The sequence below is a fragment of the Vibrio hippocampi genome (assembly GCF_921292975.1).
In the GTDB taxonomy this organism is placed as follows: domain Bacteria; phylum Pseudomonadota; class Gammaproteobacteria; order Enterobacterales; family Vibrionaceae; genus Vibrio; species Vibrio hippocampi.
Window position 1 is genome coordinate 980,863 of sequence record NZ_CAKLCM010000003.1, and the last position, 19,329, is coordinate 1,000,191.

Genomic DNA, 19,329 nt, shown 5'->3' on the forward strand with positions numbered 1-19,329 from the left:
AGTAATGAAAAGACAAACTGTCGTCGTCGCCCTTGGTGGCAATGCCTTATTACGTCGCGGCCAAGCGCTAGAGCAAAGTATTCAGCGCGAAAACATTGAAGTAGCCGTTAAAGCGATCTTAGAGATATCCAAACATTACAACATCGTGCTTGTCCATGGTAATGGTCCCCAAGTCGGCTTGCTGGCGCTGCAAGGTTTGGAATACAAGAAGGTGGCACCTTACACCCTAGATGTGTTGGTGAGTGAAACCCAAGGCATGATCGGTTACATGCTCATGCAAGAGCTAACAAACCAAATGCCTGAACAGAAAGTGACTTGTGTTTTAACTCAAATGACCGTTGACCCAATGGACACTGCATTTAACGATCCAACAAAACCGATTGGTCCTATCTACGAAGAAGAAGAAGCGCGAGAACTGGCTGAAAAGTACCTTTGGACATTCAAACCCGATGGCGACTATTTCCGTCGTGTTGTTCCTAGTCCAGCCCCCATTGGCATTATTGAGCATGAAGCAATAACGCATCTGATTAATGAGGACCACTTAGTTATCTGTACCGGTGGCGGCGGGATCCCGGTTATGTATGACGATGGCAAGTTGATCGGTGTAGAAGCCGTGATTGATAAAGATATGTCAGCCGCCCTGCTCGCCGGGCAGATTAACGCCGACGCACTGCTTGTATTAACGGACAGTGACAGCGTTTACCTAGACTGGGGAAAACCAACACAGCGAGCGCTGCGTGCTACTAATCCGGCGGAATTAGCCAAGTACGAGTTCGAGGAAGGTTCGATGAAACCTAAGATTGAAGCCTCCTGCGAGTTTATTAAGCAAGGTGGCAAAGTGGTTGGCATTGGGTCATTAAAAGATGGTTTACGCATCCTTGAGGGGACGGCAGGAACCAATATCACTAATCATTAATATACGTAAATAAGAAGGAAAGAATCATGGCTTTTAACCTACGCAATCGTAATTTCCTAAAACTACTAGATTTTACCCCGCGCGAGATCCAACACCTTTTAGATCTGTCTGCGGAGCTAAAAAAAGCGAAATACAACGGTTATGAACAACCTCGTTTAACAGGCAAAAATGTCGCCCTGATCTTTGAGAAAACATCGACTCGCACCCGTTGTGCATTTGAAGTTGCGGCTTTCGACCAAGGAGCACAAGTTTCGTACTTAGGTCCGAGTGGTTCTCAAATTGGTCATAAAGAATCAATGAAAGACACCGCTCGCGTTCTTGGTCGCATGTACGACGGCATTGAATATCGCGGATTTGGGCAAGAAATTGTTGAGGAGCTAGGAAAATACGCGGGGGTTCCTGTCTGGAACGGCTTAACCGATGAGTTCCACCCTACCCAAATTCTTGCCGATTTCTTAACCATGCAAGAGTTTGGTCGTGGTAAGCAACTACACGAAATGAGCTTTGCTTATCTTGGTGATGCTCGTAACAACATGGGCAATTCTTTGATGGTGGGAGCCGCTAAAATGGGCATGGACATTCGCCTTGTCGCGCCTAAGCAATTCTGGCCAGAAAAGGAACTGGTTGAGCTATGCCAAAGCATTGCAGAAAAGACTGGCGGGAAAATCACTCTAACCGAAGACGTGCAACAAGGCGTGAAAGGTTGTGACTTCCTATATACCGATGTCTGGGTGTCCATGGGAGAAGCGAAAGAAGCGTGGGCAGAACGCATTAAGTTGATGCTGCCATACCAAGTCAATATGCAAATGATCGAAGCCACCGGAAATCCTCATGTGAAATTCATGCATTGCCTACCCGCATTTCACGGTGAGGACACCACGATTGGCAAGCAGTTGGCACAAGACTACCCCATGCTCAAAAATGGCTGTGAAGTGACAGACCAAGTCGTTGAATCGGATTACTCTATTGTCTTTGATGAGGCTGAGAACCGTATGCACACTATCAAGGCTGTGATGGTTGCGACTTTGGGTGACTAGCTTTGAGTGACTCGCTTTAGGTGACTCGCTATTGGCGACTAATCCTTTGCAACAAATGGGCTCATAGTCGTTTTCTGAAGTGATAACTGCATGATCTGGGCTCGAAAAAATCCCCAAGCGCTTGGCTTGGGGATTTTTGTATATAAGGACGGTTCAATCGAGTGCTGTTTAGCCCCTTGTTCTGATCGCTAGATCTCTTGTAAACCGAGTCTCTTACGCACAATATTCTCACACAAAACGATATTACCGACATCATGAGGAATCACTAAAACCGTATCATTGCCTCCGACGGTGCCAAGTATCTCAGGGTGTGGTTCAGTATCAATCATTCTAGCCACAAGCTGCGCACTAGCTGGATTGGTTTTCACCACCACCATCATCTGATTATGGGTAACAAATTCAATCTGAGATGATACAGCGGAATTGACTTTCACAGGTGCAGTTTCAGAGGTCACGCAGTACACCCTGCGACCATTTGAATTGGTACCTTTTGTCACACCAAGTTGACTCAGCCACCTTGATATTCTTGATTGATTAATACCCGTGTAACCCATTTCATTTAAGGCTTTACAGATTTCGCTCTGAGACGCAAAGCTCTTCTGTTGAAGTAATTGCTTGACGACTTCTTTACTAACAACGTTATCTTCGGTGTGTTTGATTCGGAAAGTGTCTAGAGTTTCACTCATAGGGAACTCCTTATTTAACAAATGATGAACTCCATTAGGTGCGGTATGATTCGACGGTCTGCTTTGATGGGTAAAAATACAACCACTAAATGTACCTGTAACCGCTAATGATGATGCTAACATGAAGGCACGATGTGGATAACTGAATAAACATTTATTAAGGCAACCTGTCACAAAAAACAACCGTTATTTCGCTGTACTTTGTGCTCACTTTGAGGCGTTCAAAGATATACGAAGACATTTCCAATATAGGCGCTCTCCGTGCGTTTCCATACTGGGTCGCAAACATGCTCATATTGGTTCTTTTTATATTACTTATTATCTAAGACAAACCCTGAACCCTTTACTCTTGCAGTAATAAAATCCACGGCTGCTTTGACCTTAGGTGTGGCATAGCTTAATTTTTGATACAGCATATAGACACCAAGATATTGGTTTTCGGTAATATTCAATGGTTCATCAAACGTTAACTCGACTAACTCCCCCCTTTCAAAATAAGGTTGCAATGCCCAGCGAGGCATCATCAAGATGCCTAATCCCTCAATCGCTTTGCGAGTCAGCCATTTGCCATTATTGGTGGTCAACACGCTAGGTGCTGACACATTTTGCCAGGCGCCATTCACCTCACTTAACCAAGGCGTTGCCCCGATGGGTGTTTTAAAATACAGCCCTTTATGGTTTTTTAATTCAAGCGTTGAACGTGGAACCCCAACTTTATCGAGATAGCCTTGCGATGCAGCGGCAATAAATTGATTGTCCATCAAATGAATCGCCACCACGCGCTCATCGGGAGCGTAACCACCACGAATGGCAATATCTACATCATCACGATTTAACTTAGACAGTTCATCCGTGAGCACAACATCGAGCAACACGTCAGGGTAACGCTCTGAGAATTCATCTAAAATTGGCGCTAATACTTGCTCGCCAAACCCAACCATCGAACTGATTTTCAACACACCCATTGGCGTCGTTTGATAATCACGAACCACCTGATCGCTCTGCTCTAAGTGCAACAAAATCGCATTGACTTGTTGAAGGTATTGCTCCCCGACTTCGGTCAATACGACGGAACGCGTTGTGCGCGTGAGCAATTGCGCACCTAGGCTTTGTTCCAAATCTGCGACTCGGCGAGAAACTGAAGAAGCCGGCACACCAAATCGTTTCGCTGCCAAAGTAAAGCTTCCTACCTCGACGGTAGCAGCAAAGTATTTTAAGGCCCTAAGTTTATCCATAATCCACGTTCACTTAAGTTGGTCGATGATGCCCATCACGGCTTTTATTCGGTCACTTGATGGTGAACATTCTACATTATTGCTATTAAGACAATATAGTTTAGCTATTTACCCACTATATAACACCAATACTATAAGTAATAATTGTTTTATCAGCCGAAAGTGGACAACAAAATCAAAAGGAATCACTCATGAGCCATTACACTAAAATTTTGCTAGCACAGCGCCCCGATCATCGCCCTGTAGGTTCTCATCTTTTTGAGGTGCAGAGCAAAGAGATCCCAACTGCGGGTCCAGGACAAATTCTCATCAAGCAGACACACATGTCTCTCGACCCTGCCATGATCGGTTGGATGAGCCCTGATACCGAAAGCTATATTCCTCCCGTCGAACTCGGTTCTGTGATGCGATCCAGTGGTTTTGGGGAGATTGTAGAATCGAACCATCCTGACTTTACCGTTGGTGACAAAGTTATGGGTATGATCGGTTGGACCGAGTACGCGTTAACCAATGGACAAGGTATCAATAAAGTTCAATCTGACATTGACCCTGAAATGGCGCTGTCGGTCTTTGCTCTCCCGGGGCTCACTGCAACGCAGGGGCTATTCAATGTGGGTAAACCTAAAACGGGTGAGACCATTGTGGTTACTGGTGCAGCCGGATCGGTCGGTTCGATTGTTGGTCAATTGGCAAAAGCCGAAGGTCTGCGTGTTATCGGTGTGGTGGGCAGCGATGAAAAAGCAGACTGGATAGTCAACACACTTGGCTTTGACGGTGCGATTAACTATAAGTCTGATGACTTGGAGCAGCAACTGACCGAGCTAACACCGGATGGTATCGATCTCTTTTTCGAAAACACCGGCGGTCCAATTCAGCACGCTATTTTCAACCGTATGAATGCCTTCGGTCGCATCATAGTGTGTGGAATGATTGCCGACTACACCAGCGAAAACCCAGCACTGGGACCAAACTGGATCAATATCATCAAGAAACGAATCACCATTCAAGGCTTTACTATGCCTGATCACTTTGGTGAAGTCCCTGCATTGCTGGCTAAACTCACGCCTTATGTCATGCAAGGTAACGTTCAATACCGCAGCCATGTGCTGGAAGGACTGGAAAGTGCGATGACGGGGCTGAACTTGCTGCTCACTGGTGACAACAAAGGCAAGTTGATCGTCAAGCTGTAAGTTTAAATGGGTGCACGTTGCTTTGGATAGAACCTTTGTAATGGTCAACTAAAATTGGCAACGTGTTTCCAACTCCTAAACTCAGTCAGCAATTAGTCACCTTCCGACGCCGCTACCTGAAGTGACAACCCGTTCGAAAATCTTGATAGCCTTGAAAACCCAACCGATTAATTTTTCTTTCTCCTATTCTTTACTAATATATAAGTTCCTGAAAATTTCTATATTGAGGATATTATGAAAACACCGTTTCGTAAGTTAGCCTTAGTATCATCACTACTCGCCTTTACTATCCCTGCACAGAGTGTGCTTGCATGTACGGCGATAACATTAAATGCTGATGATGGCTCAATCATTCAAGCTCGAACACAAGAGTGGGGCTCATTTGACCTCCGCTCAAAGGTTATCAAAGTACCACAGAAAGTGGCGATGCAAGGCACGACACCCGACGGGAAAAATGGTCTCAGTTGGGAGACTAAATACGGCGCAGTGGGCATCAACGCCATAGATTTACCAATATTTGTCGATGGAATGAACGAGAAAGGGCTTGCTGTTTCCGTTCTTTATCTGCCTGGCTTTGCTCAATTCCAAGATTACGATAGTCAACAGCGTGACAGGACTATCGCAGCCTTTGATTTACCAACATGGATATTAACAACAAAGGCCAACGTCGAAGAAATCAAAGCTGAACTCCCGAACATTCGCGTATCAGATGTTAAAGTTGCCTCATTTGGTAATATTGCACCGCCGATCCACTTCCTCGTTACCGACAGTAAGGGCGGCAGTATTGTTATCGAATACACAGAGGGTAAGCTAGACATTTACGACAACGAAGTCGGTGTAGTGACAAACAGCCCTAGCTACCCTTGGCACCTCATTAATCTTAGAAACTATATTGGCTTACAACCCAGAGCAGCGGGTCCAAAGACAGTTGATGAGATCACGTTAAGTCCGATTGGAGTTGGCTCTGGTATGTTAGGGCTCCCTGGTGATTTCACTCCGCCATCTCGATTTGTTCGGGCTGCGGCATTACGAAATACCGTTGTGAAGTTGGAAGATAGTGAACAAGCAATCAATGAGTCATTTCGAATTTTGGATAACTTTAATATTCCACTGGGTTCAACAACGGCATCAGATCAATTACCAGAGGATGGGCTACAGGGTAGCACCCAATGGACAACGGCGATGAATGCCAAATCACTAGAGTATTATTACCATACGCTGGACAATCGTACTCTACGTAAAATAGACCTAAATGATATTGATTTTACCAAGGGTGACATCAAGTTTTATCCACTTGATAAGATGAAACAGCAAACGGTAGAAATAGTCCACGTAGACTAGGTCTCTCGATGTGTCCCACCCTAAAATGAGTTGACGTTTTTATTAAGCCAGTGACGCTTGTCGCTGGCTTTTTTCATATGAAATAAGTTCGCCTCGAATACAATCACTGCCGCCCTTCCAATTTAAGACAAAAAATAGCCACTCAAAAAATGGCGCTCAATTGAATCCCTGACTCTTGCTCCAGTGCTAGCTAGATCGGTGTAACCTCTTCTTAAGAGTAGGCTTTAACGCGCTTATCGTATACTCTAGTCGGACTAGAAAATGCTACCATGGAGCGCTGATATTGAATGAAAATTTCGTTACGACTAGCGGATGAGACCGACCTAGACTTCCTGATCGAGCTGCGCACCGACACCATGACACAATACATGCAGGATATGAATTGGCCGACGGACAAGATGGCGATGGTAGAACGAGTGAGACTCGATTATGACTGCGCTAACATCATCGAAGTCGACGGCAAAATGGCCGGATTGTTTAAGGTAAAATTTCGACCGCAACAAAATCAGTGGTACGTGGTGCAGATCCAAGTGCACCCCAGCTTTCAGAATAAAAAAATAGGTCGTACTCTTATTTTAGAGCTGTTTGAGCTGGCCAAAATTACCGCCTCTTCCGTCGCACTCGGCGTATTGAAGACCAACCCAGCCCAACATCTGTATTATCATCTAGGCTTTGTAAAAGTGGCTGAAACGGACGCCGAGTACTTACTGGAATACCGCTCTAGTGCCGGTTAAAAATGATGCTTGAATAACGTATCGCCGCTGCGCAGACACCCAAGCGAAGCGGCAACACGTTTGCCCCATATCTATGCTACAGCACGATAGAAAAATTGCGCAAACCACTGCATGATCAGTGCTGAATCTGGCAGCAACTCAAGACTGGTGCGGGCGTTTTGATAAGCCTCTTCCCCAACCAACTCTCGCTTGCGTTCCAAGAGTTTATATTCAAAGTCGGTTGAGAATTCTGGGTGTCCTTGAATGGTCAAGATGTGGTCTTGTTTAATCAGCATATAGTTTGGACAAAAGTCGCTGGATGCGATGGTGGTCAGTGAATCCGGTAATTGCAGAACTTGATCTTGATGGCTGACCAAGATGTTGATCATCTCTTTTCTGGGCTGCATCCAATCATGTTGACCGGTGACTTGGTTGACGCTCATGCCAATACCCCAGCCCTTATTAGACTTAGCCACTTGAGCTCCTAATGCTCTGGCAATGATCTGGTGCCCAAAACAGATACCAATCAGTGGGGTTTGCGCCTCATCACAAGTCACAATCCACTGCGCTAATTGATTGATCCAGTCGATGTCTGCATAGGCATCAAAGGTGCTACCGGTAATAATAAAACCATCACAACCGTGATCGGTCATCGGTAACACCCCTTCCATAGCATCAAACAGTTGATAGTTAAAATCACCATGTGGTGACAATGTTTCAATAATCATATCGGCAAATTCGCCAAACTCAGCCGATAATATCGGGTCGACACGATCGCAAACAATAATCCCTATATTCATGTCATTCCTCCGTGACAATAAATCGAACAAAAACACAATATACTTTACATTAAGGCAAATTTATACGATAAATAGAGCTTAATAAAGCAAAATAATTAACACGACAGGTCATTTGCTCACCATCATTTTTTGCGTTGCACTCTAAGGACAGTACGCCGTAAATTGCTTGAGCTAATGGCTTTACGGACAATCGACATCAAAAGGGAATTTATGGACAATCAAACATGGTCTGACCGCTTAGCGAATCTCACTTTCTCTACTCAAGCCGTCATCAATGGACAATTAATGGACGCCATTAGTGGCAAGACGTTCCCCTGTATCAATCCGAGCAATGGTTCACTAATAGCGCACATCGCTCAGTGTGATGAGGCGGATGTCAATCTTGCGGCGCAAGTGGCTCGCGCAACCTTTGATAGTGGTGTCTGGTCACAATTACAGCCAGCAGAGCGTAAAGCGACCTTGCTGAAATTTGCCCGATTAATCGAAGAAAATCAGGATAAGCTGGCGTTATTGGAGAGTTTAGATGCGGGCAAGCCCATCTCCGATACCTTAGGCTACGATGCCCCTGCTACTGCCCGCTGTATTGCATGGAATGCTGAAGCCATTGATAAACTGTACGATGAAGTTGCCCCCACGACAGCCGATGCGCTGGCACTGGTGACACGAGAACCTCTTGGTGTGGTGGCGGCGATTGTTCCTTGGAACTTCCCAGCCGTCATGGCCTCTTGGAAACTAGGACCCGCGCTAGCAACGGGCAACTCGGTGATCCTTAAACCGTCAGAAAAAAGCCCGCTTTCGGCCATCTTCCTTGCTGAGCTAGCACTGGCAGCGGGATTGCCTGCCGGGGTGTTTCAAGTTCTGCCTGGCTTTGGTTACGAAGCCGGACAAGCATTGGCGCTGCACAACGACGTTGACGGTCTTACCTTTACTGGCTCTACCGCTGTGGGCAAAAAATTGCTGACTTTTGCGGGTGAATCTAATCTCAAACGCACCTTCATGGAGTGTGGCGGTAAAAGCCCCCACATTATTTGCGCCGACACCGATAAGTTACAAAAAGCGGTCGACACCGCGCTCTCTGCCATCTGTTACAACCAAGGCGAGGTATGCACCGCTGGCTCGCGATTGCTGGTTGAGAGAAGCATTTACAGCGAAGTGATCGAGAAATTAAAACAAGGCGCTGCCAACTGGCAACCCGCTGACCCACTGATGACGGATACCCGAATGGGCGCTATCATTGATGAAGCTCAAATGGAACGCATTTTAAGTTATATCGACATCGGTAAACAGCAGGAGGCAACGTTGTTGTGCGGCGGCCAGCAAGTGCTGCAGGCAACTGGCGGCTACTATATCGAGCCCACGATCTTTGTCGACGTGACTCCAGAGATGAGAATCGCGAGAGAGGAGATCTTTGGTCCTGTATTATCCGTCATTGTCTTTGATACCTTAGAGCAAGCCATCGACATCGCAAACGATACTGAATATGGCTTGGCAGCAGGGATCTGGACCAGTGATATTAGCAAGGCGATAAAAGGCTCTCGAGCACTGCGAGCTGGGACGGTGTTTGTCAATAACTGGGATGGTGGCGATATGACAATGCCATTTGGTGGCTATAAGCAGAGTGGTAACGGTCGCGACAAATCACTGCACGCGCTGGAAAAATACACTGAGCTAAAATCGACATGGATAGAGTTGGGTTAACCCGCTCATAAGCGTGTCAGCGTCAATGGGCGACACACTCGCCCATTGGCATTAAAAAGTAGGTGGTGTGGAGGCACTAATCAGTTCGCATTCCACTTTACCTTTATTTCTAAAGCGGTGTGGCTGGCGGGTTTTGAAGTAATAGGAATCCCCCGGCTTCAACACCTGAGTCTGTTTACCTACCTGTAATTCAATCTCACCGCGCAGTACAATCCCGCCCTCTTCCCCATCGTGCTGCATAAAGTCAGTGCCTGTATCGGCACCCGGTGGATAGGTTTCACGAATAATGGCCATTTTACGGTCGGCTTTTTTACCCCCAACCAAGAGCATGCTAATGGTATTGTCGCCAATATCTACCAGCTCGTCTGTGGTAAAAAAGATCTTGTCTTCAGCTTCTATATCTATGGTGAAAAATTCACCCATAGAAATGGACATGGCATCGAGCAACTTTTTTAAAGAGCCCACGGACGGGTTCACTTGGTTCTTCTCGATCTGCGATATCATGGCATTGGTAACACCACTCAATTTGGCTAACTCTCTTTGCGACATACCCTTGATAGTTCGGATAGTTTTAAGCTGTTTGCCTACGTCCATTGCTTCCCCAATTACTTCAGTCCAAGGGCGATGTTACCCTACTACATAAGGAGGCACATGATACAACAAATGATCTGATGGTGACTAGCCTATTGGTGCTCGCCAGTGCTACATGGGTTGACAAAGTGTGGTAATTAACGGCTTCAGTTTCATGATGCCCGCCTCAATATCGTCAATATTGATCGCACCAAACCCTAACACGACTCTGGGTTGACCCGACGCCGAGTTCAAGCGAACGTTATCCGCCTGCAGCACGATGCCCTCCATCGCCGCTCGTGTGATCAACGTATGACAATCTAGGGTTTGAGGAAGCGTGAGCAAGAAGCAAGTGCTTCCGGGCGTGGCATAGTATGGGTAATCGGGCATATGACATTCCAGCGCACTGAGCATAGCCAACCACTTCTGCTCCATGGTGTGTCTTACTCTGCGAATATGGTTGTCATAATATCCTAATGCTAAAAATTGCGTGGTAATGGCCATTGATAAGGCATTGCAATCCGTTGTCGGTTGGCGATCACTGAGCCTCGCTATCATCTCTTTTGGAGCGAGGATATAACCCACGTCCAATTGCGGGGCAGTCGAGGAGGATAAACAGCCCACTGATATCACTCGGTCATGGGCATCTAGGCGATGTAATAGCGGCAGGGCTTGGTCTAAGAAGTGAGTATCGGTCTCACACATGTCCTCAATAATATAAAAACCTTGCTCGCTAGCCTGTTCAAGCAGAGCTTGGCGTCTATTCAAAGACATCGTCACACTGGTGGGATAATGACTGCTTGGGGTTACACAGACGATATTGCTACCATTAAGCGCATCGCCTATAGTTAAGCCATCTTGGTCCACGTCAACCCATTGCACTTGTGCCTTCGACTGCTGAAAAACCGTTTGATAGACGGCTCTACCGGGGTTTTCCAAAGCAACCACACTAGACTCTGAAACCAGTTCATCGGCGAGTAAGGTGAGTGCTTGTTCTCGTCCCTGTGTCAATAATATCTGCTCACTCGACACGTTAATTCGGTATTGTGAATTGAGTTGCCCACGTATTTGCTCAACCAGCTCGCGTTGCAACTTATCGACAGACGTTTGCGAGATCATGTCTGAAGACACGACATCACGATGACAACGGTATAACTGATAGCTGGGCTGATCCTTAGGGTCAAAGTGATCACAAACAAACGGAAAAACCCGCTCCGTATCATCCCCTACAAAATCACTCGAACCCTGCTCCGCTTCTGTCAGAACATCTAACCAATAAGGTGCAGAATGATCGCTTTCTGTATAATTTTGCACCAAATCGTTTCGCATTCCATCGCGAGTAATTCTTGCTTGATAAGCGTCTACTTCTCTAAATCCCTTGCTCATCGTTACACCATCCTGGTTTATTTAACAGTGAGTTATCGAACTAATGAGTTGATAAGCGATAACTTGCAATATATAAACCAGAATTTATAAACTCCCAATTTTATTTCAATCAACACTGATGATGATGAGCAAAATAGCGGTAAACCTAGAACGTAGGAGGCGTGGCAGCGCTGATCAGTTCACACTCTATTTTGCCTACATTGCGAAAGCGGTGTGGGAGGTGGGTTGAGAAATAGTAAGAATCCCCCGCCTTTAATACTTGCTTCTGATTACCCACCGTGATCTCTATTTCTCCCCTGAGCACGATGCCGCTCTCCTCGCCTTCGTGCTGCATAAAGTCCGTCCCGGTATCCGCGCCAGGAGGGTAGGTTTCTCGTAGCAGCGCCAGTTGTCGGTGTTTGGTTTTACTGCCGACCAGCAACATGCTGATTTGACTATCGCCAATATCCACCAACTCGTCACGATTGAAAAATATTTTATCTTCCGCCTTAATATCAACGGTAAAGAAGTCCCCCATAGAGATGGACATCGCATCCAATATTTTTTTCAGCGATCCCACCGACGGATTAACCTGATTATTCTCAATCTGAGAGATCATCGCATTCGTCACCCCACTGCGCTTAGCCAGTTCACGCTGGGAAATACCCTTCATGGTACGAATACTCTTGAGTTGCTCACCGACATCCATGTCTTGCTCCTTAAACCCCAAATTAGGGGAAATACGCCTCTATACCCAGTTACCTCAAAATGCAGAATTCAGAGGTAATTGGGGTATATTTTTCCATACAGCTATGCCGAGCCAAGATATGCCAAGCTCTCAAGGTATACCAAGCTCACAAGGTATACCCAGCTAAGATGAGGCGCGGATTTCCAATTTACGCTTCTTCTCTGCCCGCGCCATCAGCCACCAAGCGATAAATGACGCCAAGGCAACAACCAGCACCATCAGCGACGCTAACGCATTGATCTTGGGACTAATGCCCAGACGAACACTAGAAAATATCACCAAAGGTAAGGTACTCGAACTCGGACCAGAGACAAAACTCGATATCACCAGATCGTCTAAAGAGAGCGTGAATGCCAGCAACCACCCAGCTAACAAGGCGGGTGCAACGGTTGGGAGCGTGATGGTAAAGAACACCTTGAGCGGCGATGCACCCAAATCCATTGCGGCTTCTTCTATCGAGCGATCCAACTCTTGCAGTCGTGAGCTCACCACCACAGTGACATACGCTGTGCAAAAGGTCACATGGGCAATCCAAATCGTCAGCATGCCGCGATGCGCAAACAGGTCAAAAAACTGCCCTAATGAGATAAACAGCAGCAACAAAGAGAGACCAGTAATCACATCAGGCATCACAAGGGGTGCGGTAATCATGAAAGCAAACCCCGTCTCCCCTTTAAACTTACCCAGCCGCTGCAAAACAAACGCCGCCAACGTCCCTAACACCACCGCAGTGGAAGCCGAGAGAAAGCCTATGGTTAAACTCAACCTGACACTGTTCATCAGCTGCTTATCTTCAAAAAGCACACCGTACCATTTCGTAGAAAAGCCCGACCACACAGTGGCTAAACGCCCTTCATTAAAGGAGTAAACAATCAACACCAGAATAGGAATATAGAGAAAGCTAAACACCAGTCCTAATATTAACCACTTCCATTTACTGTTATAAACCGGGATCGCATTCATGACTGCACCTCCAACTCACGCTTCTGATAATGGTGGAACCAAATGATCGGGATCATAAGCACCAACAGCATAGTGATCGCCACCGCCGACGCCACTGGCCAGTCGCGGTTATTGAAGAACTCTTGCCACAGCACTCGACCAATGAGTATTGAATCCGCCCCGCCTAACAGTTCAGGTATCACAAACTCACCCACCGCCGGAATAAACACCAGCATAGAGCCGGCAATGATGCCCGCCTTAGTTAACGGGATCAGCACCTGCACCAGAACACCAAATGGACGCGTGCCCAAATCAAAAGCAGCTTCAACCAAGGTGTAATCCACCTTCATCAACGCGGTATACAAAGGCAAAACCATGAAAGGTAAATAGGTGTAAACGATACCGATATAGATAGCAGCGTCGGTGTGCAAAATCTTCAACGGCTGGTCAATGACCCCCAACATCAGCAAAAAGCTATTCAACAATCCATTCGAATTGAGTAGACCCATTAAGGCGTAAACACGCAGCAAAAAACTGGTCCAAGAAGGAAGGATGATAAGCATCAATAGAATATTCCGCGTCGCTGGCGACGAGTGAACAATGGCCCAAGCCGTGGGAAAGCCGATGATCAAACAGAGTAAGGTAGAGAAGAAAGCGATCTTTATCGACAACATATAAGATTCGAAATAGAGGCTATCTTCAATCAGAAACAGATAGTTGCCGATATTAAGAAACAGCTGTACTTGTTGCTCAACTAATTGAAATAGTTCGGAATAAGGGGGAATCGCAATCTCCGATTCCGCTAAGCTAATTTTTAATACGAACAAGAACGGGGCAAGGAAGAACAGCAGCAGCCAACTATAAGGCAGGGAGATCACCAAGTATTTGGCGATGGGCAGTTGTTTTAAGGTTTGAGATATCTTCATATTGTTAACACCACGCCACTATCCATTTCCCAAAACAGACTCACAGGGTCGTTCCATGTCGGTAAGTTTTCACCTTTACGACTGACATTCTGCACCGAAGCCGTAACTAATTTACCGCTCGCTAGCCTAACGTGATAAATCGACTGGCTGCCAATATAGGCGATATCTTCCACTACCCCAGCACAGCTGTTGCCTGTACTGAGCGATTCGGTGCAGAGAAACATCTTTTCTGGGCGCACCGCGACCATGAGTTGCGTGCCCGGTGTTGCCGTCACTGCATGGTCGAAAAGGATCGGTTTGTCGAGATCATCACATTGGATAGACGAGTGATTTTGCGACGTCTTATTCAGAGTACCCTCAAAAATATTCACCGAACCAATAAACTCGGCACTGTAGCGAGAGTTGGGCGACTCGTAGATGGAATTAGGTGAGCCTATCTGGACAAATTGCCCCTTATTCATGATCGCGATGCGATCCGCCATAGTCATTGCCTCTTCTTGGTCATGAGTCACCATCACACAGGTGACACCAACACGCTCAAGAATATCGACAATCTCTAGCTGCATCTTTTCTCTTAGATTTTTATCCAGCGCACCCATCGGCTCATCAAGCAAAAGCAGCACTGGCTTTTTAGCGAGACTTCTCGCGAGGGCTACCCGCTGTCGCTGACCACCGGACAGTTGATGAGGTTTACGATTGGCGTATTCAGTGAGGTCGACCAATTCAAGCAGCTCTTGCACCGTTTTGCGGATCTCCGGCTTCGATAAATTTTCCTGCTGCTTTAACCCGTAAGCGATATTATTGAACACCGTCATATGAGGAAACAGAGCATAGGATTGAAACATCATATTGACGGGACGGCGGTAGGGAGGAATGGACGTTAGGCTTTCGCCATTGAGAAGGATCTCGCCACCGTCTGGCTTTTCGAAGCCGGCGAGCATACGCAGTAAGGTCGACTTACCACAGCCCGATGCGCCTACGAGGGCACATATTTCACCTTGATGGATATCCAAGTCGATGTTGTCGACAGCGGTATGCCCATCAAAGGATTTGGTCAATCCTTTTATTTGCAACAAAGGTCGTCTATTGGCCTTTGACGCGGTCTTGATCGGGGTTTCAACGTTCGGCGGGGCTAGCTCTCCCTCCGCTTCCAATGCAATCACTGTCATTCAAATTCCTCCTTGAAAAGGCCCTACTAAGACAACAAGTAGGGCCGACACAGCCTGTGTTAGTTCTTAATAAAGTCGGTCCATGAGCGGGTAATCACACGGTCAATCTTTTTGGGCTTCACCTCAGCGCTATACAGCTTGCTTGCCGTCGCTTCCGGTGGATAGATACCCGGATTATTCAAGACTTCCGCATCAATAAATTGTTTTGACGGGACATTGGGGTTGGCGTACCAAACATAGTTACTGATACCCGCAATGACTTTTGGTCGTAGCAGATAGTTAATGAACGCCATAGCGTTTTCTGGGTGCTTGGCATCTCTTGGAATCGCCATTAAATCAAACCAAGCCTGAGCCCCTTCTTTAGGGATCGAGTACGCCACTTCAATACCATTGTTCGCTTCTTCTGCACGGGCGGCCGCCTGTAACACATCACCAGACCAACCGACGGCAACACACACGTCACCATTCGCTAAATCATTGATATATTTTGAAGAGTTGAAATAGGTAATATAGGGTCTAATTTCACTCAGCAGCGCAAGTGCTTGCTTATAATCATCCGCGGTTTTTGAGTTAGGATCTTTGCCAATATACTGAAGCGCAGCGGCAAAAATTTCTGTTGGTGCGTTGAGGAAGGCGACACCACACTGCTCTAGCTTCTGCATGTTTTCTGGTTTAAATACCAGATCCAAGCTATCAACAGGAGCTGAGTCGCCCAATATCTGTTGCACTTTTTCTACGTTATAGCCAATACCCGTTGTGCCCCAAAGATAGGGAACGGCATAAGTGTTGTCAGGATCGGCCGTTTGCGCCAAGACTTGCATCAGTTTTGGATCAAGGTTGCCATAGTTGGTCAGCTTGGCCTTGTCCAAAGGCATAAAAGCACCCGCTTGTGCTTGGCGCGCCAAAAAGTCATTCGATGGCACCACCAAGTCATAGCCCGTTTGACCAGATAGTATCTTGGCTTCGAGTACCTCATTGGAATCAAATACATCATAAACCACCTTGATCCCAGTCTCTTGTTCAAAGCCTTTAATGGTGTCTTCGGCGATATAATCTGACCAGTTGTATACGTTAAGGATTTTCTCCTCTTCCGCAGTCGCAGAGGCAACAAACAGTGCACTTGTTATTGCCAGTAAAAGCCCTTTTACAGGGGTTCCATTTCTCATAATTGTCTCCAATCCATGGGGTAAAGATCCTTTGACTGAGGCTATAAAGACGCCATCGTCAGGTCGAGTGCTTGCTTCGCTCGTTCAACGAGCAAATCAATTTCTTCCAGAGTGATAATCAGCGGCGGGGAGACAATCATAGTGTCACCCACAGCTCGCATGACTAGCCCACTCTTGATACAGTTTTCACGACATAACATGCCCACTTGCAGTGATTCGTCGTAGCGCTGTTTGGTCGTTTTGTCCTGTACGATTTCAATCGCCGCCACCAACCCTTTAACCCGCGCTTCTCCAACCAATGGGTGGTGCATCAGTTCACTCCATTTTTCTGCAAAGTAAGGGGCGATGCTCTGTTGCAAGTTGGGGATAATTTGACGCGACTGCATCTGCTTAATGTTGGCGATGGCCACCGCGCAGGCAACAGGATGACCAGAGTAAGTAAAGCCATGTGCAAACTCGGAATTGGCAGACTTCAACACGTCTGCGACCTGCTCGCGAACCATGACACCGCCAAGTGGCAAATAGCCGGAAGTGATGCCCTTTGCCATACAAAGCAAGTCGGGTCGAATGTTATAGGTATCACTGGCGAACCACTCTCCGGTGCGCCCAAACCCACAGATCACTTCGTCGGCGATCAACAAGATGTCGTATTTATCGCAGATCCTTTGGATTTCTGGCCAATAACTTTCAGGAGGAATAATCACCCCACCCGCCCCTTGGATCGGTTCCGCGATGAAAGCGGCGACGTTGGCTTCACCAAGCTCAAGGATTTTCTGTTCTAGTTGCTGGGCTCGCTCAAGACCGAAGGCTTGAAGGTCGCCGTCAAGGCACTCTTCAAAGGCATAAGGCTGATCGATATGGACAATATCCGGCACCACACAACCCGTCTGTTTATGCATCAAGCCCATACCGCCTAAGCTTGCGCCCGCGATGGTGCTGCCATGGTAGGCATTTTTTCGGCTAATGATGGTCTTCTTGCTCGACTGTCCTTTCGCATTCCAGTAATAACGAACCATGCGAATCACGGTGTCATTGCACTCTGAGCCAGAACCAGTAAAGAACACATGGTTCATCCCGTCAGGTGTCACCTCTGCCAGCAACTTAGCCAACTCGGCAGCCGGTGGATGCGTGGTTTGGAAAAACAAATTGTAGTAAGGCAGCGATTGCATTTGCGTCGTTGCGGCGTCGATGAGAGGCTGACAGCTATACCCCAGATTCGTGCACCATAGCCCAGACATGGCATCGAGGATCTCATTGCCTGCATCGTCATAGATATAGATGCCTTCGCCTCGCTCTATCATGCGAGCGCCTTGACTGTTTAATTCTTGGTAATTACTAAACGGGTGAAAGCAATGATTCGCATCATACTCAACAAGTGAACTCATAGCGTTGTCCTATAAAGTAGGGGTTAAACATTAAGCAACAAAAACTCCCGCTCCCAGGAGCTGATGACTTGGAAAAAGGTTTCATATTCTTTGCGTTTAATCGAGACGTATGCCGACACGAAACGCTCGCCAAGGATCTCTCTCAGTTCCACACACTGCTCTAAGATGGACAATGCCTCTTCTAAGGTGTGAGGTAAGCTGTAAGGGGAACCGCTGATGTCTGTGGTGACTTTGTCACGTGGTTCAATTTCATTGACTAAGCCAAGGTAGCCACACGCCAGTGAGACGGCCATGGCCAAGTAGGGATTTACATCCGCGCCGGCATAACGGTTTTCAACCCGTCGCGCCTTGGCATCGGAGGCCGGAACTCGGATGCCGACCGTGCGATTATCCTCTCCCCACTCAAGGTTACCCGGTGCGCACTCACCAAAAATCAAGCGTCGGTAGGAATTCACATTCGGTGCCATAAAGGCAATACTGGCGGGGGCAAATGTTTGTAGCCCTCCGATGTAGTGCAGCAATGCTTGGCTGTTGCTGCCATCGGCGTTACTAAAAATGTTCTTGCCTTCTCGATCCAACATGCTTTGGTGAATATGCATTGATGAACCGGGTTCGTGCTGCATAGGCTTAGCCATAAAGGTGGCGTAAACATCATGCCTCAAGGCAGTTTCACGCACGGTTCGTTTGAATAGAAACGCCTGATCGGCTAACTCAAGGGCATCGCCGTGGTCGAAGTTAATCTCCATTTGGGCCGCGCCTGACTCATGAACTAAGGTGTCGACGTCCAACTTTTGTGCATCACAAAAGTCATACATCTCTTCAAAAAGGGGATCAAATTCGTTCACGGCATCAATGCTAAAAGACTGTCTGGCGGTTTCCGGACGACCGTTACGACCGATTGGTGGCTCTAGGGGAAAGTCTTCATCAATATTTTTTTTGACCAGATAGAATTCCAGTTCGGGTGCGACAATTGGGGTTAACCCCTTGTCCTTATAGAGTTGCAATACTCTGCGAAGCACACTTCTTGGGGCGATATCGACATATTCATCGTCGCCAACGAAGCAGTCGTGAATGACTTGTGCGGTAGGCTCTTTCGCCCAAGGGACAAATCGGATACTTTTTTCATCGGGTTTGAGATTCATATCACTATCAGTGAGATCAATCATCTCATCGTCGTCAGGCCAGTCCCCTGTGATGGTTTGAAAGAATAAGCTTTCGGGCAGCTTCATCCCCTTATCACGTAGAAACTTGTGTGCGGGTATAATTTTACCTCTGGCATTACCGGTAATATCCGGAACCAAGCACTCTACCTCTGTAATTCTATTCTCTAAGATCCATTCCTTGATCATATCCATGAGTTGCCGCCTTCCCTGCTGCGAGGGGTAATGAATGATTGGTGGCAGTATCAAGCTAACGCCCTGTCAACTTGAGCAGTGTTCTAG

The 19,329-nt window shown here is 46.9% G+C and carries 18 protein-coding genes; 6 read left to right on the plus strand and 12 right to left on the minus strand.

Annotated features, from left to right (window positions below; translation table 11 throughout):
- Positions 1-4: 4 nt before the first annotated feature.
- Together arcC and L9Q39_RS17500 are read left to right on the plus strand one after the other, a co-directional pair.
- Entirely contained in the window at positions 5-916 is a 912-nt protein-coding gene (gene arcC, locus L9Q39_RS17495) for a carbamate kinase (protein ID WP_237486371.1), read from the plus strand.
- Positions 917-942: 26 nt separating this feature from the next.
- Positions 943-1,953, plus strand: a complete 1,011-nt coding sequence (locus tag L9Q39_RS17500; protein ID WP_237486372.1) for an ornithine carbamoyltransferase — start codon at positions 943-945, stop codon at positions 1,951-1,953.
- 188 nt (positions 1,954-2,141) lie between these two features.
- On the opposite strand, the gene L9Q39_RS17505 is transcribed toward L9Q39_RS17500, so the two are convergent.
- Positions 2,142-2,639: an arginine repressor gene (locus L9Q39_RS17505; protein ID WP_237486373.1), complete on the minus strand. Its 498-nt coding sequence runs from the start codon at positions 2,637-2,639 to the stop codon at positions 2,142-2,144.
- 311 nt (positions 2,640-2,950) lie between these two features.
- Positions 2,951-3,874, minus strand: a complete 924-nt coding sequence (locus L9Q39_RS17510; RefSeq protein ID WP_237486374.1) for a LysR family transcriptional regulator — start codon at positions 3,872-3,874, stop codon at positions 2,951-2,953.
- A 191-nt stretch (positions 3,875-4,065) separates the two neighbouring features.
- On the opposite strand from L9Q39_RS17510, the gene L9Q39_RS17515 reads away from it, so the two are divergent.
- The 3 genes from L9Q39_RS17515 to L9Q39_RS17525 all read left to right on the plus strand — a co-directional run bounded on the left by L9Q39_RS17515 (position 4,066) and on the right by L9Q39_RS17525 (position 7,139).
- Entirely contained in the window at positions 4,066-5,064 is a 999-nt protein-coding gene (locus L9Q39_RS17515; protein ID WP_237486375.1) for an NADP-dependent oxidoreductase, read from the plus strand.
- 234 nt (positions 5,065-5,298) lie between these two features.
- Entirely contained in the window at positions 5,299-6,405 is a 1,107-nt protein-coding gene (locus L9Q39_RS17520) for a linear amide C-N hydrolase (RefSeq protein ID WP_237486376.1), read from the plus strand.
- Between the two features lie 287 nt (positions 6,406-6,692).
- Entirely contained in the window at positions 6,693-7,139 is a 447-nt protein-coding gene (locus tag L9Q39_RS17525; RefSeq protein WP_237486377.1) for a GNAT family N-acetyltransferase, read from the plus strand.
- A gap of 71 nt (positions 7,140-7,210) precedes the next feature.
- Here the strand turns inward: L9Q39_RS17525 and L9Q39_RS17530 are convergent, their stop codons facing one another.
- Entirely contained in the window at positions 7,211-7,918 is a 708-nt protein-coding gene (locus L9Q39_RS17530; RefSeq protein WP_237486378.1) for a glutamine amidotransferase-related protein, read from the minus strand.
- A 210-nt stretch (positions 7,919-8,128) separates the two neighbouring features.
- On the opposite strand from L9Q39_RS17530, the gene L9Q39_RS17535 reads away from it, so the two are divergent.
- A complete protein-coding gene (locus L9Q39_RS17535) occupies positions 8,129-9,616 on the plus strand; it encodes an aldehyde dehydrogenase (RefSeq protein ID WP_237486379.1) in 1,488 nt (495 codons plus the stop codon).
- Positions 9,617-9,667: 51 nt separating this feature from the next.
- Here the strand turns inward: L9Q39_RS17535 and L9Q39_RS17540 are convergent, their stop codons facing one another.
- The 9 genes from L9Q39_RS17540 to L9Q39_RS17580 form a co-directional block, all read right to left on the minus strand.
- Positions 9,668-10,210, minus strand: a complete 543-nt coding sequence (locus L9Q39_RS17540) for a cupin domain-containing protein (protein WP_237486380.1) — start codon at positions 10,208-10,210, stop codon at positions 9,668-9,670.
- Between the two features lie 108 nt (positions 10,211-10,318).
- Complete coding sequence (locus tag L9Q39_RS17545; protein WP_237486381.1) at positions 10,319-11,572, minus strand: aminotransferase-like domain-containing protein; 1,254 nt, start codon at positions 11,570-11,572, stop codon at positions 10,319-10,321.
- A 145-nt stretch (positions 11,573-11,717) separates the two neighbouring features.
- Positions 11,718-12,260 (minus strand): cupin domain-containing protein, encoded by a 543-nt coding sequence (locus L9Q39_RS17550; protein ID WP_237486382.1) that lies wholly within the window; start codon positions 12,258-12,260, stop codon positions 11,718-11,720.
- 162 nt (positions 12,261-12,422) lie between these two features.
- A complete protein-coding gene (locus tag L9Q39_RS17555; protein WP_237486383.1) occupies positions 12,423-13,262 on the minus strand; it encodes an ABC transporter permease subunit in 840 nt (279 codons plus the stop codon).
- The gene (locus L9Q39_RS17560) at positions 13,259-14,167 is read right to left on the minus strand and encodes an ABC transporter permease subunit (RefSeq protein ID WP_237486384.1); all 909 of its coding nucleotides are present in this window, start codon (positions 14,165-14,167) and stop codon (positions 13,259-13,261) included. Before L9Q39_RS17560 ends, L9Q39_RS17555 begins: the two co-directional genes overlap by 4 nt.
- Entirely contained in the window at positions 14,164-15,336 is a 1,173-nt protein-coding gene (potA, locus tag L9Q39_RS17565) for a polyamine ABC transporter ATP-binding protein (RefSeq protein WP_237486385.1), read from the minus strand. The genes L9Q39_RS17560 and potA overlap by 4 nt, the downstream gene beginning before the upstream one ends.
- Positions 15,337-15,395: 59 nt before the next feature.
- Positions 15,396-16,502: an extracellular solute-binding protein gene (locus tag L9Q39_RS17570; protein ID WP_237486386.1), complete on the minus strand. Its 1,107-nt coding sequence runs from the start codon at positions 16,500-16,502 to the stop codon at positions 15,396-15,398.
- A 41-nt stretch (positions 16,503-16,543) separates the two neighbouring features.
- On the minus strand, positions 16,544-17,887 hold the full coding sequence (locus tag L9Q39_RS17575) for an aspartate aminotransferase family protein (protein ID WP_237486387.1): 1,344 nt from the start codon (positions 17,885-17,887) through the stop codon (positions 16,544-16,546).
- 23 nt (positions 17,888-17,910) lie between these two features.
- Positions 17,911-19,242 carry a glutamine synthetase family protein gene (locus tag L9Q39_RS17580; protein ID WP_237486388.1) on the minus strand — a complete coding sequence of 444 codons (1,332 nt, stop codon included), beginning with the start codon at positions 19,240-19,242 and terminating at the stop codon, positions 17,911-17,913.
- Positions 19,243-19,329 lie beyond the last annotated feature (87 nt).

Coding starts and splice junctions, on each gene's coding strand:
- L9Q39_RS17540 (WP_237486380.1), bottom strand. CDS start 10,210: ATGGACGTAGGCAAACAGCTTAAAACTATCCGAACTATCAAGGGTATG.
- L9Q39_RS17520 (WP_237486376.1), top strand. CDS start 5,299: ATGAAAACACCGTTTCGTAAGTTAGCCTTAGTATCATCACTACTCGCC.
- L9Q39_RS17525 (WP_237486377.1), top strand. CDS start 6,693: ATGAAAATTTCGTTACGACTAGCGGATGAGACCGACCTAGACTTCCTG.
- L9Q39_RS17530 (WP_237486378.1), bottom strand. CDS start 7,918: ATGAATATAGGGATTATTGTTTGCGATCGTGTCGACCCGATATTATCG.
- L9Q39_RS17560 (WP_237486384.1), bottom strand. CDS start 14,167: ATGAAGATATCTCAAACCTTAAAACAACTGCCCATCGCCAAATACTTG.
- L9Q39_RS17580 (WP_237486388.1), bottom strand. CDS start 19,242: ATGGATATGATCAAGGAATGGATCTTAGAGAATAGAATTACAGAGGTA.
- L9Q39_RS17545 (WP_237486381.1), bottom strand. CDS start 11,572: ATGAGCAAGGGATTTAGAGAAGTAGACGCTTATCAAGCAAGAATTACT.
- L9Q39_RS17555 (WP_237486383.1), bottom strand. CDS start 13,262: ATGAATGCGATCCCGGTTTATAACAGTAAATGGAAGTGGTTAATATTA.
- L9Q39_RS17535 (WP_237486379.1), top strand. CDS start 8,129: ATGGACAATCAAACATGGTCTGACCGCTTAGCGAATCTCACTTTCTCT.
- L9Q39_RS17505 (WP_237486373.1), bottom strand. CDS start 2,639: ATGAGTGAAACTCTAGACACTTTCCGAATCAAACACACCGAAGATAAC.
- L9Q39_RS17570 (WP_237486386.1), bottom strand. CDS start 16,502: ATGAGAAATGGAACCCCTGTAAAAGGGCTTTTACTGGCAATAACAAGT.
- L9Q39_RS17575 (WP_237486387.1), bottom strand. CDS start 17,887: ATGAGTTCACTTGTTGAGTATGATGCGAATCATTGCTTTCACCCGTTT.
- L9Q39_RS17500 (WP_237486372.1), top strand. CDS start 943: ATGGCTTTTAACCTACGCAATCGTAATTTCCTAAAACTACTAGATTTT.
- L9Q39_RS17515 (WP_237486375.1), top strand. CDS start 4,066: ATGAGCCATTACACTAAAATTTTGCTAGCACAGCGCCCCGATCATCGC.
- potA (WP_237486385.1), bottom strand. CDS start 15,336: ATGACAGTGATTGCATTGGAAGCGGAGGGAGAGCTAGCCCCGCCGAAC.
- L9Q39_RS17510 (WP_237486374.1), bottom strand. CDS start 3,874: ATGGATAAACTTAGGGCCTTAAAATACTTTGCTGCTACCGTCGAGGTA.
- L9Q39_RS17550 (WP_237486382.1), bottom strand. CDS start 12,260: ATGGATGTCGGTGAGCAACTCAAGAGTATTCGTACCATGAAGGGTATT.
- arcC (WP_237486371.1), top strand. CDS start 5: ATGAAAAGACAAACTGTCGTCGTCGCCCTTGGTGGCAATGCCTTATTA.